This is a genomic window from Bradyrhizobium sp. GW821-FHT13H05 (assembly GCF_058804065.1).
Map to the genome: position 1 here is coordinate 899,970 of NZ_JBXAPO010000001.1, position 20,429 is coordinate 920,398.

Here is a 20,429-nt window from a genome sequence, read left to right on the forward strand (position 1 = left end):
ATGCTGCTCCAGGCGTTCATCGACGACTCCGCTGCCGAAAAAGGGGATAGAAGGCTTTTTCTCGCTGGCTATCTTAATCGAACCGACCTCTGGACGCTTTTCTACAAAGCCTGGGAAGAGGAACTAGCCGCCTCGCCTTCCATTCAATGTCTCAAGATGTCTGAAGCGAATGCCCTCGTTGGGCAGTTCGATGGCTGGACACCACAAGCGAGAGACGAGAAGCTACGTGGCCTGCTGCGCGTTATACGCCACTTCAAACCGTTATCCTTTGAGTTCTCGGTCAGCCGCGAGCAATTCGATCGCATTTTGCGCCCCGTCTCCCCCCGAGGGCTCGCCAACGCTCATTTCACGTGCTGCATCGGCGTAATCTCAAGCGTCTTAAGGTTTGCCGCGGAAAGCAGAGAGAACGTGTCCATTTCATTCATCTTCGATCAACAGCATGGCGTCAGCGACGATGGTCGGGCAAAGACGTCACATCCCCGCCCCTTATTTTCACCTCAGCTTGCCAACCAGCAAAATAACCGGCAAAATAACCGGCAATTTCAAGAACTTATTTTTTCATAAGCTATTGATTTTTATGCATTAAAACCGGCAAAGAAAGCGGCAAAATTGACGTCCCCTACCACTATGGAGCCTCTCTTCCCAGAAGAACACAAGGCTCTTTCGGACCTTGCAACCGACCTGGTTGCCAAGAGCAACGCTCTGGCTGGCCGCCTGCACCCCGTCATCCAGCAGGGAATCGGCGACCTCGTCCGTTCAATGAACTGCTACTACAGCAACCTCATCGAGGGGCATCATACTCACCCGATCGACATCGACCGCGCTTTGGCAGGGGACTACAGCACCGAGCCTGAGAAGCGCAATCTTCAGCTTGAAGCCCGCGCGCACATTGATGTGCAGCGGAAGATCGACCTTGGACAAGCGCCCTCCCCCTCGACATCGAAGGAGTTCGTCCTTTGGGTCCATAAGGAGTTCTGCCAACAACTGCCTCCCGAGCTTCTTATCGTCAAAGACCCGAAGTCAGGGAAGGAAGAAAACGTCCTTCCAGGCGAGTTGCGAAAGATACACGTCAAAGTCGGGCACCACATCGCCCCCGATCCCGATGATCTCGGGCCCTTGCTTAACCGCTTCGCCTCCGCCTACGGCAATGAGAAGCTGCCCAAGATCCAACGCATTATCGGCGTGGCAGCATCGCATCATCGCTTGCTGTGGATTCACCCGTTTGCCGATGGCAATGGTCGGGTGACGCGCCTTTATTCGCACGCATTTCTCAAGGAACTCGGGATTGGCTCAAGTCTTTGGTCGATCTCGCGCGGCCTTGCCCGAGCCGTCGATAAGTATAAGGCGGCTTTACAAGCGGCCGATGAGCCTCGTCGTGGAGACCTCGACGGCCGAGGCAACCTTTCTCTAGCCGGTCTGGTTGAATTCTGCACGTTCTTCCTGTCGAGCTGCGTCGATCAAGTGGTCTTTATGGAATCCCTGTTCGAGCCCGCCGAGCTACAACGGCGCATGGAAATCTGGTGCGAAGAGGAAACCCGTGCAGAGCGCCTTCCGAAGGGAAGTTGGGCGCTGCTTCGCGAAGCCTTGCTTGCAGGCGAGTTTTCTCGCGGCAAGGCGCCCGAACTGACCGGATATCAGGAACGCCAGGCGAGAACGGTCCTCAACTCTCTCATTGAAAAAGGCTTCCTGGTTTCTCCGACCTCACGCTCAACTGTTCGGCTGGGCTTTCCGCTCGCTGTCGTCGACCGTTGGTTTCCTCGTCTCTATACTGGGCCAGCGGTTGCAGCATGACGGCCACTTTGCGAGAACAATTTTCAAAGATCCCCTGGTCCTCATTCGGGCGCCAGAACCCTGTGGCTACTCTTGCCCGTTCCATTCTGCCTGTGGGCAATTTCCCGGGGCGGCTGCCATCGCGAGACGCCGGAATCCTGGTTGCCCTCGGCGAGCCAGACTACGAAAAGTACCTGATGGACATTCAGGGCACGGCTTTCCAGGTTGGGCTCGGAAAACTGGTGACGTGCTGGCACGTCTGTGAGGCTCTCAACGTAAAAGAGGGCCACGCGTACATCCAAACGACGTATCAGCGCGCGGACGGCGTATGGGTCAAGGGCTATTGGCCCGTTGAAAGTCAGTTCAGTTTTATCGATCCCCGTATTCAAAGGGGAAATCCTGACGTCGATATCGGAATCTTGATCAGTACGGCGGTCGGCGATGACGCGATCCCCTATGACGTGCCTCCCGTGACCTGGGGAGACTCCACGCAACTGGGCGTCGGCGACCGGGTGCTTATAGGCGGCTATCCGTTGGGGAGGGATATGTTCCTGGCTCTCTCGACCAATCGAGGCATCGTCCAACCGACCTTCTATGACGGCATTGTCAGCGCAATTATCCCGGCCACCAAGGAAACCGAGACCCGCCTCATCCAGCTCAGCACGATTTCGATGGGCGGAATAAGCGGCGGTGTAGTTTGCGATCCAGCATCGGGCGCCGTTCTAGGAATGGTGACGAGCGGGCTTGAGACTGCGGGCCAATCGATGCCAATTACCTACGCCATCCCTAGCGAGGTCATCCAACCTTATGCGGCAGCTATCAGCTTCAAGGTCAAGGGCGGTGAAATCTGGCGCTAGCGTAGTCCTCCGACCAAGCCAGCAACCGCTCCGCTAACGGTAAAGGGTGGAGATTGCATGCAGGCAGGCGGAGGCAATATTCTCAACGACCACATTGTAAGTACCTGCGTTAAGAGTAGGTACTTCCCACACGATGTTGTGGCCGAACGTATTACGGAGTTGAGCGGTGATCTCGATAGCCTGAAGTATGCCAGCTCCAGAAGTGGCCGCCCCGATTTTCCTATCGATATCTACTGACGACTGATCAATAGGACTCCCACTTATCCCAAGCTCGACCTCATAAAGTCTCAACATCCGGCTCAACACGGGCAGGTTCGGATTGGTTCTCTTTCCGCATTCCTTGAGAAGACTCTCAAAGAGCAGGCATCCACGAAAGAGATGCAAGAAAAACGGCTCGCGAGAGCCATTCTCGATTAAGTCAATCAACCGACCCCGGTACTTCCACTCCGCCACGAAAGAAATGAAGGCTGTGATAAGCGCGCGTTTATGTGCGTCAGATGAAGCAATCAACGGTTTGAGAAAATGCGTCCGCACCCTGTCAAGATCAATGGCTACGTGACCGGGGCGCGTCTCGTAGTTTGCGATGAGTTCTTCAGTCACCTGAATCAGGTCACGAAGTATCCTGGACGCGAGAGCATCTTGATCTTTGTTCTCAAGGCGCATGAAGAGCAAGGCAGGCTTGTCGGCGTTCGCTCCAAACGCACGAAGATCCTCGGCAACGGCCGCATCAAAAAACAAGCTTGCGGATGAGTAATCATGAGAAGCATAAGCGGCATATCCCAGCACGTACATGGGACTTCCCTTATGTTCTCCAGAGAATGTTGTCGGAGATGCAGAGCGATAGCTCTCAAACAGGGCTAACACCCGATCGATTGCGACCGAGTACTGCTCCGCATCAATCGCGCTTCGGTATGAGCGCCAGACATTCTCAAAATAGTCCGGCATACCGGGGCGCCATGCGTTCTCTGGATCGTTAGTACCGTTCATTGATATCTCCAAAATAATCTTCGCGATCAATCTCAAAGAGACAGATATTAAGCTACGTACGCGTTATCAGGAAACCGGAGAAACAGGTCGAGCTTATCCAAGTCGTTCACTATAGCAACGTGGTGGAGAAACGCGGCGTGAGGTAAGCGCACAAACCAGCGATGCCAAGCTTCACAAGTCTAAGACAGACATCAATATAAACTACAACTTGAAGTTTTGTAGACTTTGAGGTATCAATGACCTGCTCGCTAACGCACGAGCTTGGTTAGCTAGGAGGGCCCCACGCGAATGGGGCCTTTCCTTTTCCTAGAGCCTGATGGTGAAGCTGAACGCGAGTTCAAGCCCCTTCCATGCCAGCCTTAGGAAGGCGCTCGCTGTACGCATCGGTGCGGGCAAGCCGCGATCCGCTCATCCTGTCGTCACGGTGCAAAGACTTCTCTTTCAGGATTCGGCTTAGGATCGACGCCACCCGGGCGCAAGGGGACCTTTGGTATCGGTGTCGAAAGCGGACAGCTGTGTCTCAGGAAAAAGCTATCGATAGCCCCGAGGAACGACAGGTATCGCTGCCGATGAAGCAGATCTATGCCTTTCCTCGCAATTTTATCCGTCCATATGATCAAGAACGCGATGGCTAACAAGACGAATGCAAACAGTGCGGCGAAGGTCTCGACATCCCCTCCGGTGATCCATGCGGAGGTCGGCTGCGCTAGCAGGAGCCCGGCCAAGGCAGCTGTGAACTTCACTAGACTCCACATGGCAAAGCGGCTGATTTGCGAGACGAAGACGGGCTGCGAGGCCGATCCGGTCAGGCCACTAAGGATGTAGGTGAGCCACTGAGGCAAGATAACTAAGCCGACGATTGCGAGGACCATCAGCAATTCGGCCTTCGCATCCTGCATGTAGCCGAGGATGGAAAGAACGAGATCCTTCCTCGATGGCCCGAATACTTCCTCAACCTTGATTCCCGATGCTGCGGCAAAGCTGTACAACAGTGAGAACAGGATGAAAGAAAATGAAAATGCGTACCAAGTTACATAGATTTCGTGCGCGTGAGTCTTTCGCAGCGTCCAAACAAGGAAGGGCAGACAAAGCGGTAAAAGAATATCCGCTGCGATAAGCAACAGTACCGATGGCGTCACTCCCATGATCTTCGCTCTCTTTGTTTGGTCGCCGCGAAGTCCCTGTCACGGGTTATCAAGAAAATATTGAATATGGTCGCGCTTGCTGGGGGCTAACCCGTCGGTTTGCAGTCCGACGATTTGTTGGTGAGAACCATCGTGTAGGCGACCTGAGCGAAGGTGGGCGCTCCGTCCACGGCCTGGGACGGGGTGAAACGTACGGTGACAACATCTGTATCGCCTCCCTCGCGCGCGATGGGGTCGACGGTAAGCGAGCTGATTTGAAGGCCGAAGGAAGCGGAACCGGTTGGTACGACAACGGCGTTTGCGTGATCCAAGTTCAGGTTTTTGAATTTGACGGTGATCTGCCCGTTTGTACCGTTCGCGATCACCGCGGCATAGCCTACGGCCATGTAGGTCATCCCTCGGTTTGACACGTCGCAGCCGACCTGTATGGGCAGCCCGTCATCGGCCCGGGCAGAGGATTGGGAAGCAATGGTCGCCAAGGTGCAAAGCGCGATAAAAGCTCTCATGATGCCCCTCTCTCAAAAATCAAATGTTGCAAGAAACTGCTATAGCGGCAAAGCGCAAAAGAAGCGTGGGCTGCGCTCGCAGCTACACGTTGAGTACACCGTCATGATACTCATCTGGCTGCGACTCGAAAGAGAAAAATGCGGCTATTGGAAAGTTGGGGCACGTTTGAGGGAGTTAATTAAGGACAGGAGCGGCGATGAGGCGGCGGGTTATGCGACTCCTGTCGCGGAGGAATGCCGTCGCCTCGGCCGCCTTTGACGCGGCAGTGAGGATGGCGCGCTTGTCGGCCTTCAGCACGTTCAGCCAATGCGCAAGATACTGCGCATGATCAGCACGCGGATCAACCGCAATCCCCATCTCCGCGCAAAGGAACGCGGCGCCCAGCTCGGCCACCAGCTCCTCCATCGCGTAGGCTTCGGTACCAAAGCGCCCGGACAGGTCGCGGTCACAACGATGAGGCATGGCAGTCCAGTGGGTCAGCTCATGGAGCAGCGTGGAGTAGTAAGCCTCGGTCGCACTTGACGTCGCCGACCCGGTGAAGAGTTCACGCGGTGGCATATGGATCTCGTCCAGCTGGGGGACGAAGCAGGCACGGTGTCCGCCGTGAATGATCTTCGCTTCCGCGCGGGCAATGAAGCCATCGACGCCTTGCAGCTCCTGAACCGGAGCAGCGACCGGAGCCTCGTTCAGGCCGTCGACCTGATCGCCATTGAAGACGGGTGTTGCCCGCGCGAACAGACGGCTCTTACGTTCGTTTTCACCGTCCTCGACGGACGCAACCTCGATCTCCTTGTAGAAAACGACGTAGGAAGCCTTCTGGCCCTTACGGACGGCTGCCCCCTTCTCGGCCCACTGGCGGTAGGTGCCCCACAGGTGCGAGCCGTAGCCGTTGACCTGGGCTTCGACCCAAAGACCGAGGACGTTGACGCCACGGTACCTGTTGCCCGAGGCTATGTTGACGGGATGGCGCCCGCCGCTGCCGCGATGCCACGGCATCTGCCATTGTCCTGCACCGGCCTCAATCGCCGCGACAATGCAGTCGGTCAGATGCTGATGAATATCGAAGCGTTCCTTGCTCATCTCGTCTCTCCTTGTTTGCGGCCATCCGGCCGTGCCGGCGACCGGAGAGACGCGGAGAGACGGGCGCCGCACCCGAAGGGCGCGCCTGCGCGAGGGCTCGACCCTTGCGGCGTACGGAAATCTGCGTCAGGTCAGCCGATGAGCATGGCTGGGGGACGCTAGGAGAGACGGGAGAGGACGCGGCGATCTGGGAGCGAGTGACGCCGCGTCTGGGCTAGGTTCGTGGACGGTCGAGGTTAGCGCGACTTCTTTTTCGCGAGTCGGTCTACGCAAACCCGCATGTCGAAGTTGCGGGCGTCCCTGGCGGCTCCTGTCGCTGTGCCAAAGGCCCCGTGCTTCGCGTAGGATTCTTTGCAGCAAGCAACTGGAAAGTTCGCCGTGCACATTGAGAGGTCCTGAGCCGAAGCCGGCATTCCCAACGCGAGCAATACAGTAAGGACCATTGCTCCAAACGATATGGTGCGGATCATAGCTGAACTCCGGCCTTCAACGTCCCGAACATTCGGCAAGCCTGCGGCCGCAGTAACTGTTCGCCTCGCTGCTGCTCCAACCATGAGACTTTGCGCGGGACACGCAGCTCTCGTAGTTGCAGGTGGAAGCCTGGCCTTGCTTTCCCTTTTGGGAAGCAGTTTGTTGAGCCATAGCTTGGCCAGAGATTGCGACTACGGTGACAACGAGCACAGATAGTAGACGCATTGAGGGTACCCCTTTGTGAATGTTGATGACGTTGAATTCGGGTTCAATAATTCTGGGCGCATGAATTCCGCGCTGTGGCGCCTGATATTAGTGGTTGACGCATGGCCCGCGCTGGCGCGCCGAACCACCGCTCAACTTCACGGACTGACCGCTCGGGCCCATAGCTCTGTCGCTGCCGCCGGTGATCTTGCGGGCCTTCCCAGGTCCGCAAGAAACGTAGACCACCTGACCGGCACCAAGCTGGCCTGGAGGAGGCTCCGCTGACATGACCGGCTGCGCGAGGGCTAGCGGGATCGGTGCCGCAACGCTCCCGAGAAGTGAGATGACGAGCAAAACGGAACGGCTATGGATACGTGAAAGAGGAGCCCGATTAGGCGGGCAAACTGCGACGCGCATGAAAGTCTCCATCGGATAACGATGGAGCGATACATGTGCGAAATTCCTGATTTACGCATACGCCAGAAAAGCGCACGCTAGGAAAAACAGGAAACGGGCCTTTTAGTTTCATGAATCGTGCAACCCCTCGAAAAGATTCAATAAACGTGCACCGGCGGACTTATCGTTGCGGTGGGGGAAGGGGACTTGCAAAAATCAGGAGTTTTGCAAGCGGACAATTGAATCCCATGCGTGTCTACGGGTACGCCCGTGTAAGCACCTCGGGCCAGGAGCTGGACATTCAAATCGCCCAACTCGATGTTGCCGGGTGCGAGCGGGTGTTTTGTGAAAAGGAAAGCGGCACCAAGGACAATCGCCGCGTGCTCTCCCAACTTATTCGGAGGCTGCGGCCGGGCGACGTTGTGATTGTCTCGGCCCTCGACCGCCTTACACGCGGCGGCCCCTTCAAGATGCTGAGCATCCTGGCCGAGATTACCTCGCGAGGCGCTGCATACAAATCGCTGGCAGAGCCCTGGGCGGACACCACGCACGAGCTTGGCGAAGTGCTAGCGGCTCTGGTTGGCTACATCGCTCGCAAAACTCGCGAGGACATACTCCAACGGACTGCGGCGGGACGTGAACGCGCGCGCCTGCGAGGTGTGAGGTTCGGGCGCAAACCGAAGCTGTCGCCGGAGCAGCAGCGCGATGCCCTTCAGCGGCGCCTCGCCGGAGAACGCCTGGAAGTGATTGCGCAATGCTTTCGGGTAAGTCCAGCTACGATTTCCAGGTTGAAGCCAAAGCCCGCTCGAAGCTGCGCGTGAAGCCTATCGACTGGAGTTCGACTCCAGATCGGACTTACTCTTGTCATCGATTGCGTCCAGCAGGCTGTCTAGAAACTTATTGTTGCGCTCGATGTCGCGCTCAAGCCGTCTGCGAGTCAGCATCGTGAATATGAGCAAGGCGTAAACGGTCAGAAATGCTACGCCGAGTACGATAGCGATGAGCCAAAGTTCGGAGGTGGAGAAATGTAAGCTCATGGCGCTGCTCCGGCAGGCGGAGAGGGAGCCTGAGGCGTTGAAGGAGGCGCTGGCGCTCGTATTTGACCGAGTACCTCCTTAACAATTGACACCTCGTTGTCGGCTCGCAGTTTTCTTCGGAACCAACTGTAGGAAAGAAATTCACCAAAGCCGTAGGTCAGGAGGCTGGTTGCGACCAAAATGCCGAACACGACGGGACTCGGTGGTGTTGCAGAAAATTGAAGCCACAACGAACCTACGACAGTTGAAGCGGCAACCGTGGTCGAGGTTCGACTACAAACCTCGGCCGCTCGCCCATTAATGGCTGCGAATTGCTCCCGGTTGCTGCGCACATCCTGCAAGCCGTAGATGACCGCTGCACGATCTTGGTCTGGAAGATTGTTTATCAAGGCGACCTGCCAGGCCCGAGCGGCTGGGGCGGATAACTTGTCTCCGATATCGGTGACAGTAACAGCGGCGACGGGGCTCCGAGACAGGACGGGCACGAGTTGCTGCGAGACAGACGGCGGCGCTACCGTCACTAATGCCATCGAAGGCTGTCTTGTTACGGTTTCTGTCACGGAGACTTCCCGCTTGCAGGAACGTGGCTACCTAATACTCGCTCTGATAGAGGCGTAGGCTATCCCCAATTGTGCCGTGGCGCAACGGCGGGTGCTTAGCGTGGGCCATGCCCATACCTGGGCATTGGCGATGGCAAGCCCATCTGCGCTGGCACGGCGCCACGTCAAGGGCGGCTTCGCCGCTCGTCCCACCCTTGACGTGGTGACGGGGCAGCGCGAACCCGAGCCGCGACTTGCAGTTGCAAGATGACCGGGATCGGTTAGGGTTTCGCATTGCAGTCTTATCATTTGGCCAATAGCAGCATCATGTTCAAAGTCCTTTGTTTTATGGCTGCTTCGGCTGTAGCCTTGCTTCCGCTGGAGGCGATGGGAGCCACAGGGCTCCAGCGCTACACAATCACGGTCACCGCCGATCAGTCGAAGGTAAACGGCCAGCCATGGGATGGCTTCGGTGGGGGCAATCTCGGCGGCCGCGCGAGCGTCATGGTGCCCACCAGCGGCCCGCCTGATTTGGCGCTTTGCATAGTGAAGCTCGACGGGACCACGTCCTGTCTTGACCGACGTCAAGGTGGAAAGCGCTATTCGCTCTGCCAGGATTCCTTTGACTGCGACTACGAGCGCGTCGACCTTCCAGGCGGGGTCGTCGGCTTAATCATTACCGACATCGATACGAATTCGGACGATCTCGTCGACTTTATCATCTTGCATACCGACGATACCGGCACTCATGAACAAGTCGAGCGCCTGGAGCAGGCCTTAAGGCAACAGGTCGGCCGGCTAGCGCCTGCATTCCTCGATGGCGAAAAACAACGTCGCGCTAGACAAGTGCTCGAACTGAATGCCTGGGATTGCATCGAAAAGGAGTGTCGCTTGCGGCAATCGAAGCTTCAACTCAAGCAGGTAAAGTAGCAGCATGCATCGGTTTCCGTTTTGCTCAGCGGTGTTCTTTGCGCTCAGCATATTCTTACTCACTCCTATCCTGGCTGAGGGCCCGGCCCCAAAGTACGGCACGCATCCAGACAAGCGGCCGACGCGAGAACTTGAGACCAGGAAAGGATACAACGACGCTCCGGCGGCATCCCGACCGAACCGCGAGTTGCCACCACTTCCAAAACGACACGATGACGCTTCCTACCGTTCCACAGTCCAACAAGCCCAGAGATCTTGGGAGGATCCCGCAGGAGTGTGGAATACGACCTATCTGAGGAGCGCTGAAGGCGATCGTATGCGCTCAACGTTGGAAGCTTACGACCGTCGCGAGGTTGGCAACTCGGTCCGTAATTTTGACATGACGAACATGAGCGCGGAGCAAATCCGTGAAGTCGCATTGGAACGAGGATTCAAACTGTCCAACGAAAAGCTCAAGGACGGTCGTGGATACGTGAAGAAAGGGGGGCCGGACGAGGTAGTTAGAACCCAAGACAGCACAGATCCAGATATTGTCTCCCACGACATATACGAACACCCGGACGGGGGCCTTATTCGCGTGAAACCCGAAGGAGCGCCGGGCACACCGAGGCCTCCACCGCATGTGTCAAAGTCAATCCGCTACCGAGACGCTGTCGGTCACGACTTTGAAGTGGAAGCCTTCAAAGTATCAAACCGGGATTTGCCAGTTCCAGCATCCACGAGCAGAGGCAGAGAGGAAATTGCGAGTTCGCTGAAAGAAGGGAGTGAGCAGCAGTTCAATATGCGAATGGACGCAATTGCTGATCTGGGTCATACTAATCTGAAGGAAAGCAACAAGTAATGCCGCATGCGCCGCGCACTGACGAGTATGGATTTGCCCACGTAGAGTATGCTTTTCCGAGCATCGCACTCCGTGATGCATTGTGGAACGAGATCTGTACGAAGGTCGATGCTCCATCAGATGCAAAAGTCATCCATGTTCATGGTCGAGGAATGTATGTTGCGCAGGGCCTAAACGAGATATTGAGCCACGCTGTATCGCGCCTTGCAAAGTTCGAGACTAGTGGTCGGCCTGGTATATCCATGCTGTACTATCCCGACACGCCGCACGACGTTCTCAAGATGCTCGAAGGTTGCCCGCAAGCCGCACGTACGGCCTAGCTGGGGGTGGCTTAGAGCGCATAAGAGGGCGAACAACCCCTTCGGATGATGGGCAAGTCGTATGATGTACGACGGAGTGCCGGATCTTGACGATTTCAGGCTTCCATAACAAATTTCGGATTCCTGTCCCGCGGATATCTGTGGCAACCTAGCGCTATGGACGTGGTGCGGTTCATCCTGAAGGCGATCTTCTACGCCGTTTGGCTCCTTGGGACGGTTGTCCTGGGAACGTACTCCGTTTTGTTCAACATCGGTCGTTGGCGCGGCTGGGGACCAGGGGGCGCCTTGGGCTCTGCCAGGTTCGCGTCAAGCTGGGAAATGTTCTGGGCGGGCGTCCGAAGAGGACAGGGACCAATCGTCGGCCGCGTAGGCCGTTCTTTTTTGCGCTTCAACAAGGACGGCATGATCACGGTGTTCGCGCCGATGGGTGCGGGCAAGGGTGTCGGCATCGTCATCCCGAACCTCCTTTCATATCCGGGCTCGGTAGTCTGCACCGACATCAAGGGCGAGAACCGCGCGATCACCGAACGCCAGCGCAGCAAGTTCGGCACCGTACGTGCCCTCGACACAATCAGTCCCGAGCTATCCGACTGCTTCAACCCGCTGAGCATGGTGAGGGTAGGTACCTACCACGAGCGCGACGATGCCGAAGCACTGGCGAAACTGATGGTGATCCCGGATGGACACGAGGGGCACTGGGACTCAAAGGCCGAGGGCCTTATTGCCTGCCTCATTCTGCATACTCTCCGGCTCGCGCCGGAACTGCGCACGCTGTCGCAGGTCCGCACCTTCTCAACACTGCGTCCCGAGTCACTCAAAGACCTGCTCAACGACATCGCGACCAATGGCACGAGCGCCGCGGCGGAATTGGCGTCCAGCTTTCTCAACATGGAGGCAAGCGAGGAATTCAAGAGCGTGCTTTCCAACGTCGAGAAGGCCACGCGCGTCTGGTCGGCCGGCAGCCCTGCCGGCGAGATCTCTGCGTCCTCTTCGTTCGATATGTCGGAGCTCTTCACCGGCACGACCACGCTCTATCTGGTCGTCGACGAAGAGAAGCTTGCGGTCTATTCGGGATTCCTCCGTGTGATGGTCGGAAGCGTCATCAACGCGCTCACGCGCGCCAAGGACCGCCCCCGGCCGCGCCATAAGGTCCTGCTGCTGCTCGACGAGGCGGCAGCGCTCGGCAGCCTTGATCCCCTGGAGCGGGGTGTCGGCTATTTGCGTGCGTACTGCACGCCGCTATTGGTCTTCCAGGACATGAGCCAGTTGCGAACGCTCTACCGACGCGCTGGATCGTTTCTCGCCAACAGCACCTGCAAGGTGTTTTTTAATGTCGCCGACCTGGAAGCCGCGCGCTTTGTTTCGGAGATGCTTGGACAAACGACGTCCATCACCCGCAACGAGGGCACCTCGCAATCCAACACAGACCTCGTTCGGCAGCAGCAATCCGTTGGCCAATCGGAAGCTGGCCGTTGGCTGCTCGACCCTTCTGAGGTGATGCGCCTGCCCGGCAACCGGTCGGTTGTCATCTATCGCAGCGACATTCTGCGCTTCCCGGTACTGGCTACCAAGGTCAACTACCGCGCCTGGTATCACCTGAAGTGGAAGGGCAAATACGACCGTTGGCCGCCTAAGGCTGTGGCTGGTGCCGGTGACGAAGCCGTCCGCCAGGCCGAGACGGCTTGAAGTCATTTTGGCGCCAGCGCTTGAGCCGGTTGCTCCACACCGTCCGCCGCATCAGGGCGTTTTCGCGAATGCCGAGCAGAGCGTGGATGACCTGATCCAACTGGTCGATCCACCACGCCACCTGCTTGCGCCTCTTCCTGTAGTGCCCGGCGCGGCTGACGAACAGGTCCATCACGTCATTCTTGCGCTGGAAAGGCTTCCTGGCCTGAGGCTGGCTGTGAAAGCGTTCCATGCGTTCGTAGTAGCGCGCGCGCCTGCGGAAGCGCGCCAGCCTTAGTTCGGTTTTGGCAAGCTTTCCTGCCACCGAATGCGCATTGCCGCCTAGGCGGGTGATGTTCTCCTGCCCCCGGCTTCCCCGGTCGATCTCCGTGTATCGAAGCTTACGCTGCTTTCCCTCTTTCGGCTTGCCGCGCTTGGGTCCCACCATCCGGTCACGGCTCTTGGGAGGACCAGCCAGCCCGGCCTTCTTCGCTTTCGGGCCGACATGGATTTCCGGTACGCGATCGAGAACGACCGCCTTCAAGGTCTCGCCGCGGGCAACGGCTTCGGCCTTCTGAACCGCAAGGCTGCGGTGATCAACCGTGGCCCGGTGACCACGACTCTTTAGCGCCTCGTTCTGGCACTTGGCCCAGGCTTCACGCCAGGCAAGCAGCATGGTGTCGCTATTCCACTCACGGGTCTTTACCCGTCTCAGGCCTTTGGCTTCGGCCTGGCGAAGCGTGAGCAGGAGGTGGGCGTGGTAGTTGCGGGGGTCGTCTCCCTTTTCCGGGACCGGCTTATGGATGGCGAAATCCACCACCATGCCCCGACTGACAAATTCCTGCCGGACGAACGCCCGCACCAGCTCCACCCGTTCCGCATCTGTCAACTCGTGGGGCAACGCCATGTTGATCTCACGGGCGAGCTGCGCATCCCGGCGGACCTCCATCCGCTCCACGAAATTCCAGAGCCGCTCCCGGTCGGCCAGCCATTCGGCACCGCCCTCTGGGACCACGATTTCTTTGTGCGCGATCCCCTTCCGTCGCCGGTAGTCGGCCTCGTTGCCGCGCCGCTCGTCCTTCAGCCGCACGCCGGCCCGGTAGGCAGCCATGGCTACCACAGAGCGCCCTTCCGAGCGCTTCACGGGTTGGGCTGAGAGGTGATACGAAGCCACGGACCCCTCCATAAGATTTGTCGCCCTGGCGACGCCTTACGGCCGTCAAGCACGCCCTCGTGCTGGCCGTCGCACCTATGTTCGGCCCTGCCGAATGTATAAGTGCGCATTTGCCTCGAGCTTGGCCTTTTCTCCGGTCCGTGGCAATTGTCTCCGCGTTGCCTCACACCCGATGCCCAAATGACACGCCAGCCGACAGCCCCTGCGTCGTTTCGGTTCTTCCGTGCCCTCAGCAACGTCGTGGCCGTCCTCCTCCTGCTGGTGGCCCTGGATTGGGGGCTGTCCTGGTGGCGGGGCACGCCGGGGTATTCCTGTGTGGTGGCCGAAGCACTCGCTGCTCAAACCACCCTGGAAATCTTGGGCGTGGCGGGACTCCTGATCGCAATTCTCGGCGTCACCCTTGGCGGAGCCAGACACTGGATGACGGTGGTCGGTGCCTGCCTACTGCTCTTCGGTGTCCTCGCCGCGTCGTTCTCCTTCGAGGCGGTTAGCTACCTGTGCCAGCAGTGACGTAGGATGTCGTTTGCCTGATGCATGCGTCGGTTGGGGAGGTTGCGCCCCGCGGACCAGCGCCATCATCACTGAGGGACTGCTTTCCCCGGGTAGATTCCTCGATCGAGCAACCATTGGCCAACCGGGTAGATGGCGGTTTCCAATTGGGCCGCCTTGTGCAGGGTGAACGTCCCGGAAGCCCCGAATTGATGGGATAAGCCTCGCTCCACTGCGGCGGCGAGCGGGTCTTCCGGCCGCAACGCGGCCGGAGTGCGCTGCTGGACGATCAGCGAGACTGCCCCCACCCAGATCAGGAATGCCGCCGCGAAAGATGCCCACCAACTGCGCCGCAAGGGTGTGAACTGAAACACCAGAAAGCTACACTTGCCAAAGTGCAGGACGCCACCGGCTAAGGATAGCACCAAGGCAATCGGAACGACGATCACGGTCTTCATGGCCTTGTAAGCGTCGTTGAAGTACCGGCCACCGTCGCGGTACGCATCCAAAGCGGACTCGAAACGTGCCAGGTGCTCGTTGAGGATTCGCTCGAAGAGCGGATCGTAGACATCGCTGCGGAAGGCCGCAAAGACGTCCTCGGAGGACCCCAGGCGTGGACCGAAGGCGCAAAGCCGACCTGCGAATCCGTCTAACCCCGGCACCTGCGCGGACCGCTGCGTCTCCGCGCACCATCGCGCCTTGATGTCGGCGTTCTGCACGTAGTCCTCGATGTTAGAAATCAATGGCGGTGTCAGCCGGTCCTGAAATCCAATTCCCTGGAGCGCGGACTTGTAGGCATTCCTGGTCTCCTCGTTGTAGCGGTCAAGGAAGCTCTTGTAGTTCACCGGTACCCACCCGGACGGCAATGCCGGCTCCGCCCGGCGCAACTCTTGCGATACCTGATTCAGGATTTTGGGATTGCCTCGCACCATATCCGGAGAGAGCCCGCGCGCCCGAAGGCGGTCGAGATACTTGCCCCAGTTTCGCAACGCGGTAGCATCGTTCTTTCCAAGCTGTTCATTGTACCGGTCTGTCGCAGAGCGATAGGCATCGAAGCCTGGGCCGATGAGTTGCTCGGTCAGGCCCACGAAGCTCTTGTTGTAAAGCTGCTGGGCTGATGGCACCGCGTCCGCAACGTCGCGCTCAACGATGGCGCGAAGCTGGGATTTCATCTGCTCTTCGAGGTCGGGTATCGCTGCTAGCAGGAACGGAAGTGCTGCGAGGACAAAGCGTCCGGGTATTGATGCCCTCAAATCTTCGACAATTGGTCGGCCGTTCACGCGCCAAACCGGACCGTCGTCGCGAGTTTGATGTACATGAGAAACGATGAACGTTGACAGAAGCGCCTGGCGGCGCTGGTCTTCCGAACGGGCGTTGGTCTCGCGTGTCACCCACCAGTTGATGGTGGTTTGGGCGGCCCCGATACAGACGAGAGTGAGCACGGCGGCGGCTGGCGCGGATGCAGCGGCAAAAAGGCGCCAATTCTGTTCGGTGAGGCGATGCTTGATAAACGCCCCCATGAGCAAGTGGATAAGAAAGAGGGCCGCGGCGATGCCTGTCAGGCTCCTTCCGTACCGTTCAATCGCATGTATCTCGTCATCGGTCGGGGTGCTTCCAAGAAAGTCCACCAGATGGACATGGAAGGCCACTTCGTGAATCAAATAGATCACGGAAGAGGATAGCGAGACGAGCAAGAGGATCAGATTGGCGCGGTATTTGAGAGAAGGCATTCCGGGCTGTCCGACTCAAAATTAGGTGGGGGATGAAGACTTGTCTGCATCCCCCTCGCATTTCAGGCTTTGCGGCTGCACATCGCTTTGAAGATCCGGATCAGAGCAATGCTCAGAAGGTAAATCAATATCCCGATCACGCGCGCGCCGCCCTCAGCCACCAGGAAACAAGTGGCTATGAAGGCCACAATCGCCATGATGGAGAGGATCGTGTCCGTCTCGACGCCCGCCAGCCACATGATGGCAGGCGTGCCGACGAAAAGGAGTACGAGGGTCAAAGTCCCGACGGCAGCTTGCTTCGCAAGCTCTCGGATGTTGATGTCCATGAGGGTATCTCTGGCCCCGCATCTCGCCGGGGGGCGGTGCGGGACCAAGGTCCAAACGGAAAGGTGCCTTTGTCTGGCACTTCCTCATGGCGGGTCGCGAAAGCTACGCTGACCGCATTCCTGACGGGCAACTAGCGGATTTCGATATTACCCCCTCCCGGACCGGACCTGGGCTCCGGGACGGAGCCGGGATAGGCCGTTGACGGCCCAGGCTCAACGGGTTGGACCACCCACTTCTGCCCGTCCCAATAACGTCTCGGCGGAGGCGGTGGCGGCCGTTCAAACCTTTGAGCATTCCACGGACGCTGCGCTCTCTGGTCCGGGGGCGTACCGGTGCCCGATGGGGTCGAACCGGAGCCCTGCGGAAGCCCACCCTGTTGCAAGTAGGCGGTTTCACCGTAACGCGCAGGAATCTGGTTGAAGTTGTTCGGGACACGGTTGAACAACTCGTACTGTGGCGGCTGCTGGCCGACGTCCCTGAAGTCGAAATCCTGGGGCGCACGAACCAGGGCGAGAAGCTTGAACTCACTCTGAACAATCTTGATGTACGTCTGTTGTGACCCGGTGAATGTCAGGTCGAGCGCCAACTCGCGAGGCTCCGACACCGGCACTTCGAACGTTCGCCGGCCGTTGAGGTTTCGGCCGGTGAAGGAGTCCAGTGTGTTTCCGTCCACCCGGGCGATGTAAATGCAGGCACTGATGCTGGGCGCCTCGTTGCACTTCAGGTCGACGGCGAACGTATAGGTTCCGGGCTTTGTCGCGCGATAGATGGCCTCGTATCGATAGGTGAATTTGAGGCCGTCACGACCGCTCTGATGGCCCAGCTTGAAGTCAAACGGGCCGTTCAGGAAGAAATACTGAAACAGGTGGCTCTTGAACCGAAGGTCACCGTCAGGCGTGTACGGATACAGCCGGACGCGCCAACCCGGTATTTCCCTTTCACCAGGGTCCGCCGTTGCGGATGACACCGGCGGCGTCGCATTTTGCCCCTGGCCTGCTGATTTCTCCAGTTGCTTGATGCGCTCTTCGAGCGTGCGGATGCGGTCCGCATCGCTCTGCGCCTGGGCAACAACCTGCGGCCGCTGTCCCGGAGGCTCGCCGGCCAAAGCGGCCCCCGATCCCATGAAAATCGACAGTGCAAATAGAACGCGCGCCCCTGGCATCAGGCCCCCACAACCCTCGTCCCCGCAATCAACGAGAAATAGCAGAAAGCTGGCTTCGACCACAAGCACATGGGCGGCGAGGACACGCCAGCTTTCGGCGGGTTCAGTCTCGACCCAAGCTCGAGTTTAGCCGAAGCTCGGCGGTCTCGCAGTGGCGCTGTTCCAGTTCAATACCAATCGTCGAGCGTCCGGCAAGCCTTGCCGCGATCAGCGTTGATCCGGATCCGCAGAACGGGTCGAGCACCAGTCCATCCTGCGGACAGACCGCTTCAATAAGCGGACGTAAGATATTGATGGGCTTCTGAGTAGGATGGAGCCGGTTGCCGGTGTACTCCCAGTCGATGACGTCAGCGACGGGCGAGCCGGACAACGTCGGTTGTCCCTTGGCGAGGAGGTACGCCTGCTCGTGTCGACTTTCAAGAAAGCCGATGGAGGAAGCATAGCGCTTCCGAAAGACAAGATGGCCGACAAGGCGGAATCCCGCTTTGCGCCATGCACCGATAAACTTGTCGGCGGCATTCCAGCCGTAGAAGCTGATGCAGAATGTATCGGCTTTGAGCAACCGGTACATTTCGGCAAAGGCGGGCTCCAGCCATTCATCGCGATTGTCATTCGCGATGGTCTGGCCGGTACGCGACCGGTAGCGACAGATATACGGCGGGTCGGTCAGGATGAAATCCACTGATCCGGAGGTCATGCGTTGCATGACCTCCACGCAATCACCGTGAAGCACGGTGTTGCGGTCTTGGATGGGGAGGCCGCTCATGATTGCACCTCCTGCACCAGGGGGCGCGCTTCCCAGCCGAAGTCGCTGCGGAGAAGCTCGAAGCCGTCCATGTTGCCAAGACTGTCGGTAAGGTAGATGGCCTCGGCCTTGTGAATGGCATCCTCGCGGCTGGCAGCCTCGACGATGACGCCCCATTCCTCGTAGTCAAAGCACTTGACGAGGAAGCGCCGGGTGGCGACGGGGCTCATCGCCCCGCCTCCACGTCGGCCTTCGGTTCGCGAATAACCAGTCGGCCATTCAAGGGCAGGCAGCTGAGCTGGATGTTGAAGCCCTTGCCGTCATCGTGCGTCCAGGCTGCGCCGATCTTGGTCCAGAAGGCCTTGTCGCCTTCACCCTCGACCACGAAAACTCCGTGGGGGCGCTGGTTCTTTTCGTTGCGTTTCATTTGGTTATCTCCCGTTTGGTTTTGCCGGCTGCGCCAATCGCGGCCGGACGGGAAATTTTGGGAGACGAGGAGATAGCGGGCGCGCAACGGAGGGTCCGACGAGGGACCCTTCAGGGATACGGTTGGATGCCTTGCGCGTACGCGCCTCGGCGCCAGTTTCCCCGTCCTACTGGCCCGCGCATTGGGGTTAGACGCACGACGGGAGATGGGCTTGAGACGCAATAGGACCGCGCCACACCGTTTTTTGGCTGAGGCGATGACACGATGCCATGGTCCCGGCAGGGACGCTGCATTAAGCGCCTTTGGGCAAGGGTCTGATCAATCTATGGATAAGTAACGCTAGTTCGGGGTCATAGTGGGTGGATTGATGGGAAGCGGAGCAATGAAGAACGGCACCTCGCCGCCCCGGCCTGGCTGCTGGTGCGGCCTTAGGCGGCGCTTGGGCGTTGAAGTCGGTGTGGGCGTAGGTGTTGGAGTCGGGCTTGCGCTCGGGGTTGGTGCAGGAGTGGGAGTGGGTGTTGGCGACGGCAGGCCATCATCCGTCGGCGGGCGGACGCCCTGAAGCTCTTTGTCAAACTTCGGATGCGTCGGGGTTGGCGACGGCTTGGGAGTTGGAGAGGGAGTCGGCTTGGGCGTCGGAGATGGCGCCGGCTTCGGACTCTCAGTGATGTAGATCGGGTTGTCGATGCTACCCAACTGGGGTTGAGGCGGTCCAAAGCCGCTTTGCCCACCTTTGGCTCCGTTCGCAAAAGCCGCCCTGCGCCCATTGATGTAGAACGCAACGATGCTGTTTTGCTGCAACGAGCCGGACGCCTGAGCTGCGAGCGGGCTCCAGTGAATGGACGTGAAAGAATACTTGGCCTCCAGACCGCCCGAGGCCTGAAGCGAAAACGTGTAGGTCATCTGCGCCGGTTCTGCGACCTCTTCGCCCTTTGCAGGAGAGAGATAGCTCACGCTCATAAGGCTGCCATTGTCGCGAAGCCAAGCCGCCAAAGGCGCCGAGCCGTTGACGCTTATGCGGTTGAATGCAGCAATCTGCGGCGTCTTGCCTTCGGCCAGCGCCTCGAGCTCAGGAAGCGAACTGACCGGGCCGCTAAGGCAGCTTCCATCTGCCAGCGTCGCTGACACAGGATCAGCGATGGCAAGCTTGGCATCCTGCTTCATGATGAAAGTCCAAATCAGATCGTAGATACCCTGGCTACCCAACGTTGGGCCGACATGGGTTACCTGATTGGTCGAGGCATCGAAAACGTGCTTGTAATCGAGCGAGGTGCCAGTCCCCAGGTTGGCCGTATCCGTGACCTTCAGTTCGAGTGTGAACACGCCAAAAAGCTGAGGCTCCACCGCGAAATGCGCGTAGTGTGCGAACGCATATTCCTTGTCCTTCTCTTGATCGTAGGCGACCTTTCGCGAACGCTCGATCTGGTAGAACATGATCATTTCGCAGCGCAGGGATTTCAGAAAGTTTGGAATTTGTCCCGCGGAGATGATGCCCGACTGCGGATCGTGGACGTAGAAAAGACTCGTGCAGGAGCCAAGTCCAATAGCCATCAGCGAGGCTAGCGCCCCTCCCCAAATCCGCATGTACGCCCCCAAACGCAACTCGGTCCAAATGGATAACGTCAA

Annotated in this window: 21 protein-coding genes; 8 read left to right on the forward strand and 13 right to left on the reverse strand. The window is 58.5% G+C overall.

Annotation, left to right across the window (positions count from 1 at the left end; genetic code table 11):
- The 3 genes from AC1RR3_RS04235 to AC1RR3_RS04245 all read left to right on the forward strand — a co-directional run bounded on the left by AC1RR3_RS04235 (position 1) and on the right by AC1RR3_RS04245 (position 2,627).
- The gene (locus AC1RR3_RS04235) at positions 1 to 564 is read left to right on the forward strand and encodes a hypothetical protein (protein ID WP_492819596.1); all 564 of its coding nucleotides are present in this window, start codon (positions 1 to 3) and stop codon (positions 562 to 564) included.
- A gap of 63 nt (positions 565 to 627) precedes the next feature.
- On the forward strand, positions 628 to 1,791 hold the full coding sequence (locus AC1RR3_RS04240) for a Fic family protein (protein WP_492819598.1): 1,164 nt from the start codon (positions 628 to 630) through the stop codon (positions 1,789 to 1,791).
- Positions 1,788 to 2,627 carry a trypsin-like peptidase domain-containing protein gene (locus AC1RR3_RS04245; RefSeq protein WP_492819600.1) on the forward strand — a complete coding sequence of 280 codons (840 nt, stop codon included), beginning with the start codon at positions 1,788 to 1,790 and terminating at the stop codon, positions 2,625 to 2,627. The genes AC1RR3_RS04240 and AC1RR3_RS04245 overlap by 4 nt, the downstream gene beginning before the upstream one ends.
- A 33-nt stretch (positions 2,628 to 2,660) precedes the next feature.
- Here AC1RR3_RS04245 and AC1RR3_RS04250 read toward each other — a convergent pair whose 3' ends face one another.
- The 4 genes from AC1RR3_RS04250 to AC1RR3_RS04265 all read right to left on the reverse strand — a co-directional run bounded on the left by AC1RR3_RS04250 (position 2,661) and on the right by AC1RR3_RS04265 (position 6,346).
- Complete coding sequence (locus AC1RR3_RS04250; RefSeq protein WP_492819602.1) at positions 2,661 to 3,614, reverse strand: hypothetical protein; 954 nt, start codon at positions 3,612 to 3,614, stop codon at positions 2,661 to 2,663.
- Positions 3,615 to 4,033: 419 nt separating this feature from the next.
- Complete coding sequence (locus tag AC1RR3_RS04255; protein WP_492819604.1) at positions 4,034 to 4,759, reverse strand: hypothetical protein; 726 nt, start codon at positions 4,757 to 4,759, stop codon at positions 4,034 to 4,036.
- Positions 4,760 to 4,845: 86 nt separating this feature from the next.
- Positions 4,846 to 5,265, reverse strand: a complete 420-nt coding sequence (locus AC1RR3_RS04260; RefSeq protein ID WP_492819606.1) for a hypothetical protein — start codon at positions 5,263 to 5,265, stop codon at positions 4,846 to 4,848.
- A gap of 175 nt (positions 5,266 to 5,440) precedes the next feature.
- Entirely contained in the window at positions 5,441 to 6,346 is a 906-nt protein-coding gene (locus AC1RR3_RS04265; RefSeq protein WP_492819608.1) for an ArdC family protein, read from the reverse strand.
- Positions 6,347 to 7,665: 1,319 nt separating this feature from the next.
- Between AC1RR3_RS04265 and AC1RR3_RS04270 the strand changes: the two genes are divergently transcribed.
- Complete coding sequence (locus tag AC1RR3_RS04270) at positions 7,666 to 8,238, forward strand: recombinase family protein (protein ID WP_492819609.1); 573 nt, start codon at positions 7,666 to 7,668, stop codon at positions 8,236 to 8,238.
- Between the two features lie 3 nt (positions 8,239 to 8,241).
- On the opposite strand, the gene AC1RR3_RS04275 is transcribed toward AC1RR3_RS04270, so the two are convergent.
- Positions 8,242 to 8,454, reverse strand: a complete 213-nt coding sequence (locus AC1RR3_RS04275) for a hypothetical protein (protein ID WP_492819611.1) — start codon at positions 8,452 to 8,454, stop codon at positions 8,242 to 8,244.
- 833 nt (positions 8,455 to 9,287) lie between these two features.
- On the opposite strand from AC1RR3_RS04275, the gene AC1RR3_RS04280 reads away from it, so the two are divergent.
- The 3 genes from AC1RR3_RS04280 to AC1RR3_RS04290 all read left to right on the forward strand — a co-directional run bounded on the left by AC1RR3_RS04280 (position 9,288) and on the right by AC1RR3_RS04290 (position 12,770).
- Positions 9,288 to 9,923, forward strand: coding sequence for a hypothetical protein (locus AC1RR3_RS04280; RefSeq protein WP_492819613.1), 636 nt, complete (start codon positions 9,288 to 9,290; stop codon positions 9,921 to 9,923).
- A 274-nt stretch (positions 9,924 to 10,197) separates the two neighbouring features.
- Complete coding sequence (locus tag AC1RR3_RS04285; RefSeq protein WP_492819615.1) at positions 10,198 to 10,764, forward strand: hypothetical protein; 567 nt, start codon at positions 10,198 to 10,200, stop codon at positions 10,762 to 10,764.
- Between the two features lie 638 nt (positions 10,765 to 11,402).
- A complete protein-coding gene (locus AC1RR3_RS04290; protein ID WP_492819810.1) occupies positions 11,403 to 12,770 on the forward strand; it encodes a type IV secretory system conjugative DNA transfer family protein in 1,368 nt (455 codons plus the stop codon).
- On the opposite strand, the gene mobQ is transcribed toward AC1RR3_RS04290, so the two are convergent.
- Positions 12,715 to 13,935, reverse strand: coding sequence for a MobQ family relaxase (gene mobQ / locus AC1RR3_RS04295; protein ID WP_492819617.1), 1,221 nt, complete (start codon positions 13,933 to 13,935; stop codon positions 12,715 to 12,717). The genes AC1RR3_RS04290 and mobQ overlap by 56 nt on opposite strands.
- A gap of 168 nt (positions 13,936 to 14,103) precedes the next feature.
- Here mobQ and AC1RR3_RS04300 point away from each other — a divergent pair, with 168 nt between their 5' ends.
- Positions 14,104 to 14,433 carry a hypothetical protein gene (locus AC1RR3_RS04300; RefSeq protein ID WP_492819619.1) on the forward strand — a complete coding sequence of 110 codons (330 nt, stop codon included), beginning with the start codon at positions 14,104 to 14,106 and terminating at the stop codon, positions 14,431 to 14,433.
- A 68-nt stretch (positions 14,434 to 14,501) separates the two neighbouring features.
- Here the strand turns inward: AC1RR3_RS04300 and AC1RR3_RS04305 are convergent, their stop codons facing one another.
- From AC1RR3_RS04305 to AC1RR3_RS04335, 7 genes are all read right to left on the reverse strand, one after another.
- A complete protein-coding gene (locus tag AC1RR3_RS04305) occupies positions 14,502 to 16,142 on the reverse strand; it encodes a hypothetical protein (protein WP_492819621.1) in 1,641 nt (546 codons plus the stop codon).
- 62 nt (positions 16,143 to 16,204) lie between these two features.
- The gene (locus AC1RR3_RS04310) at positions 16,205 to 16,468 is read right to left on the reverse strand and encodes a hypothetical protein (RefSeq protein ID WP_492819623.1); all 264 of its coding nucleotides are present in this window, start codon (positions 16,466 to 16,468) and stop codon (positions 16,205 to 16,207) included.
- Between the two features lie 131 nt (positions 16,469 to 16,599).
- A complete protein-coding gene (locus tag AC1RR3_RS04315; RefSeq protein WP_492819625.1) occupies positions 16,600 to 17,631 on the reverse strand; it encodes a hypothetical protein in 1,032 nt (343 codons plus the stop codon).
- Between the two features lie 103 nt (positions 17,632 to 17,734).
- Positions 17,735 to 18,397 carry a DNA methyltransferase gene (locus AC1RR3_RS04320; protein ID WP_492819627.1) on the reverse strand — a complete coding sequence of 221 codons (663 nt, stop codon included), beginning with the start codon at positions 18,395 to 18,397 and terminating at the stop codon, positions 17,735 to 17,737.
- Positions 18,394 to 18,606, reverse strand: a complete 213-nt coding sequence (locus tag AC1RR3_RS04325; RefSeq protein WP_492819629.1) for a hypothetical protein — start codon at positions 18,604 to 18,606, stop codon at positions 18,394 to 18,396. Before AC1RR3_RS04325 ends, AC1RR3_RS04320 begins: the two co-directional genes overlap by 4 nt.
- Positions 18,603 to 18,803 (reverse strand): hypothetical protein, encoded by a 201-nt coding sequence (locus AC1RR3_RS04330; RefSeq protein ID WP_492819631.1) that lies wholly within the window; start codon positions 18,801 to 18,803, stop codon positions 18,603 to 18,605. Before AC1RR3_RS04330 ends, AC1RR3_RS04325 begins: the two co-directional genes overlap by 4 nt.
- A 339-nt stretch (positions 18,804 to 19,142) precedes the next feature.
- A complete protein-coding gene (locus tag AC1RR3_RS04335) occupies positions 19,143 to 20,354 on the reverse strand; it encodes a hypothetical protein (RefSeq protein WP_492819633.1) in 1,212 nt (403 codons plus the stop codon).
- Between the last annotated feature and the right edge of the window lie 75 nt (positions 20,355 to 20,429).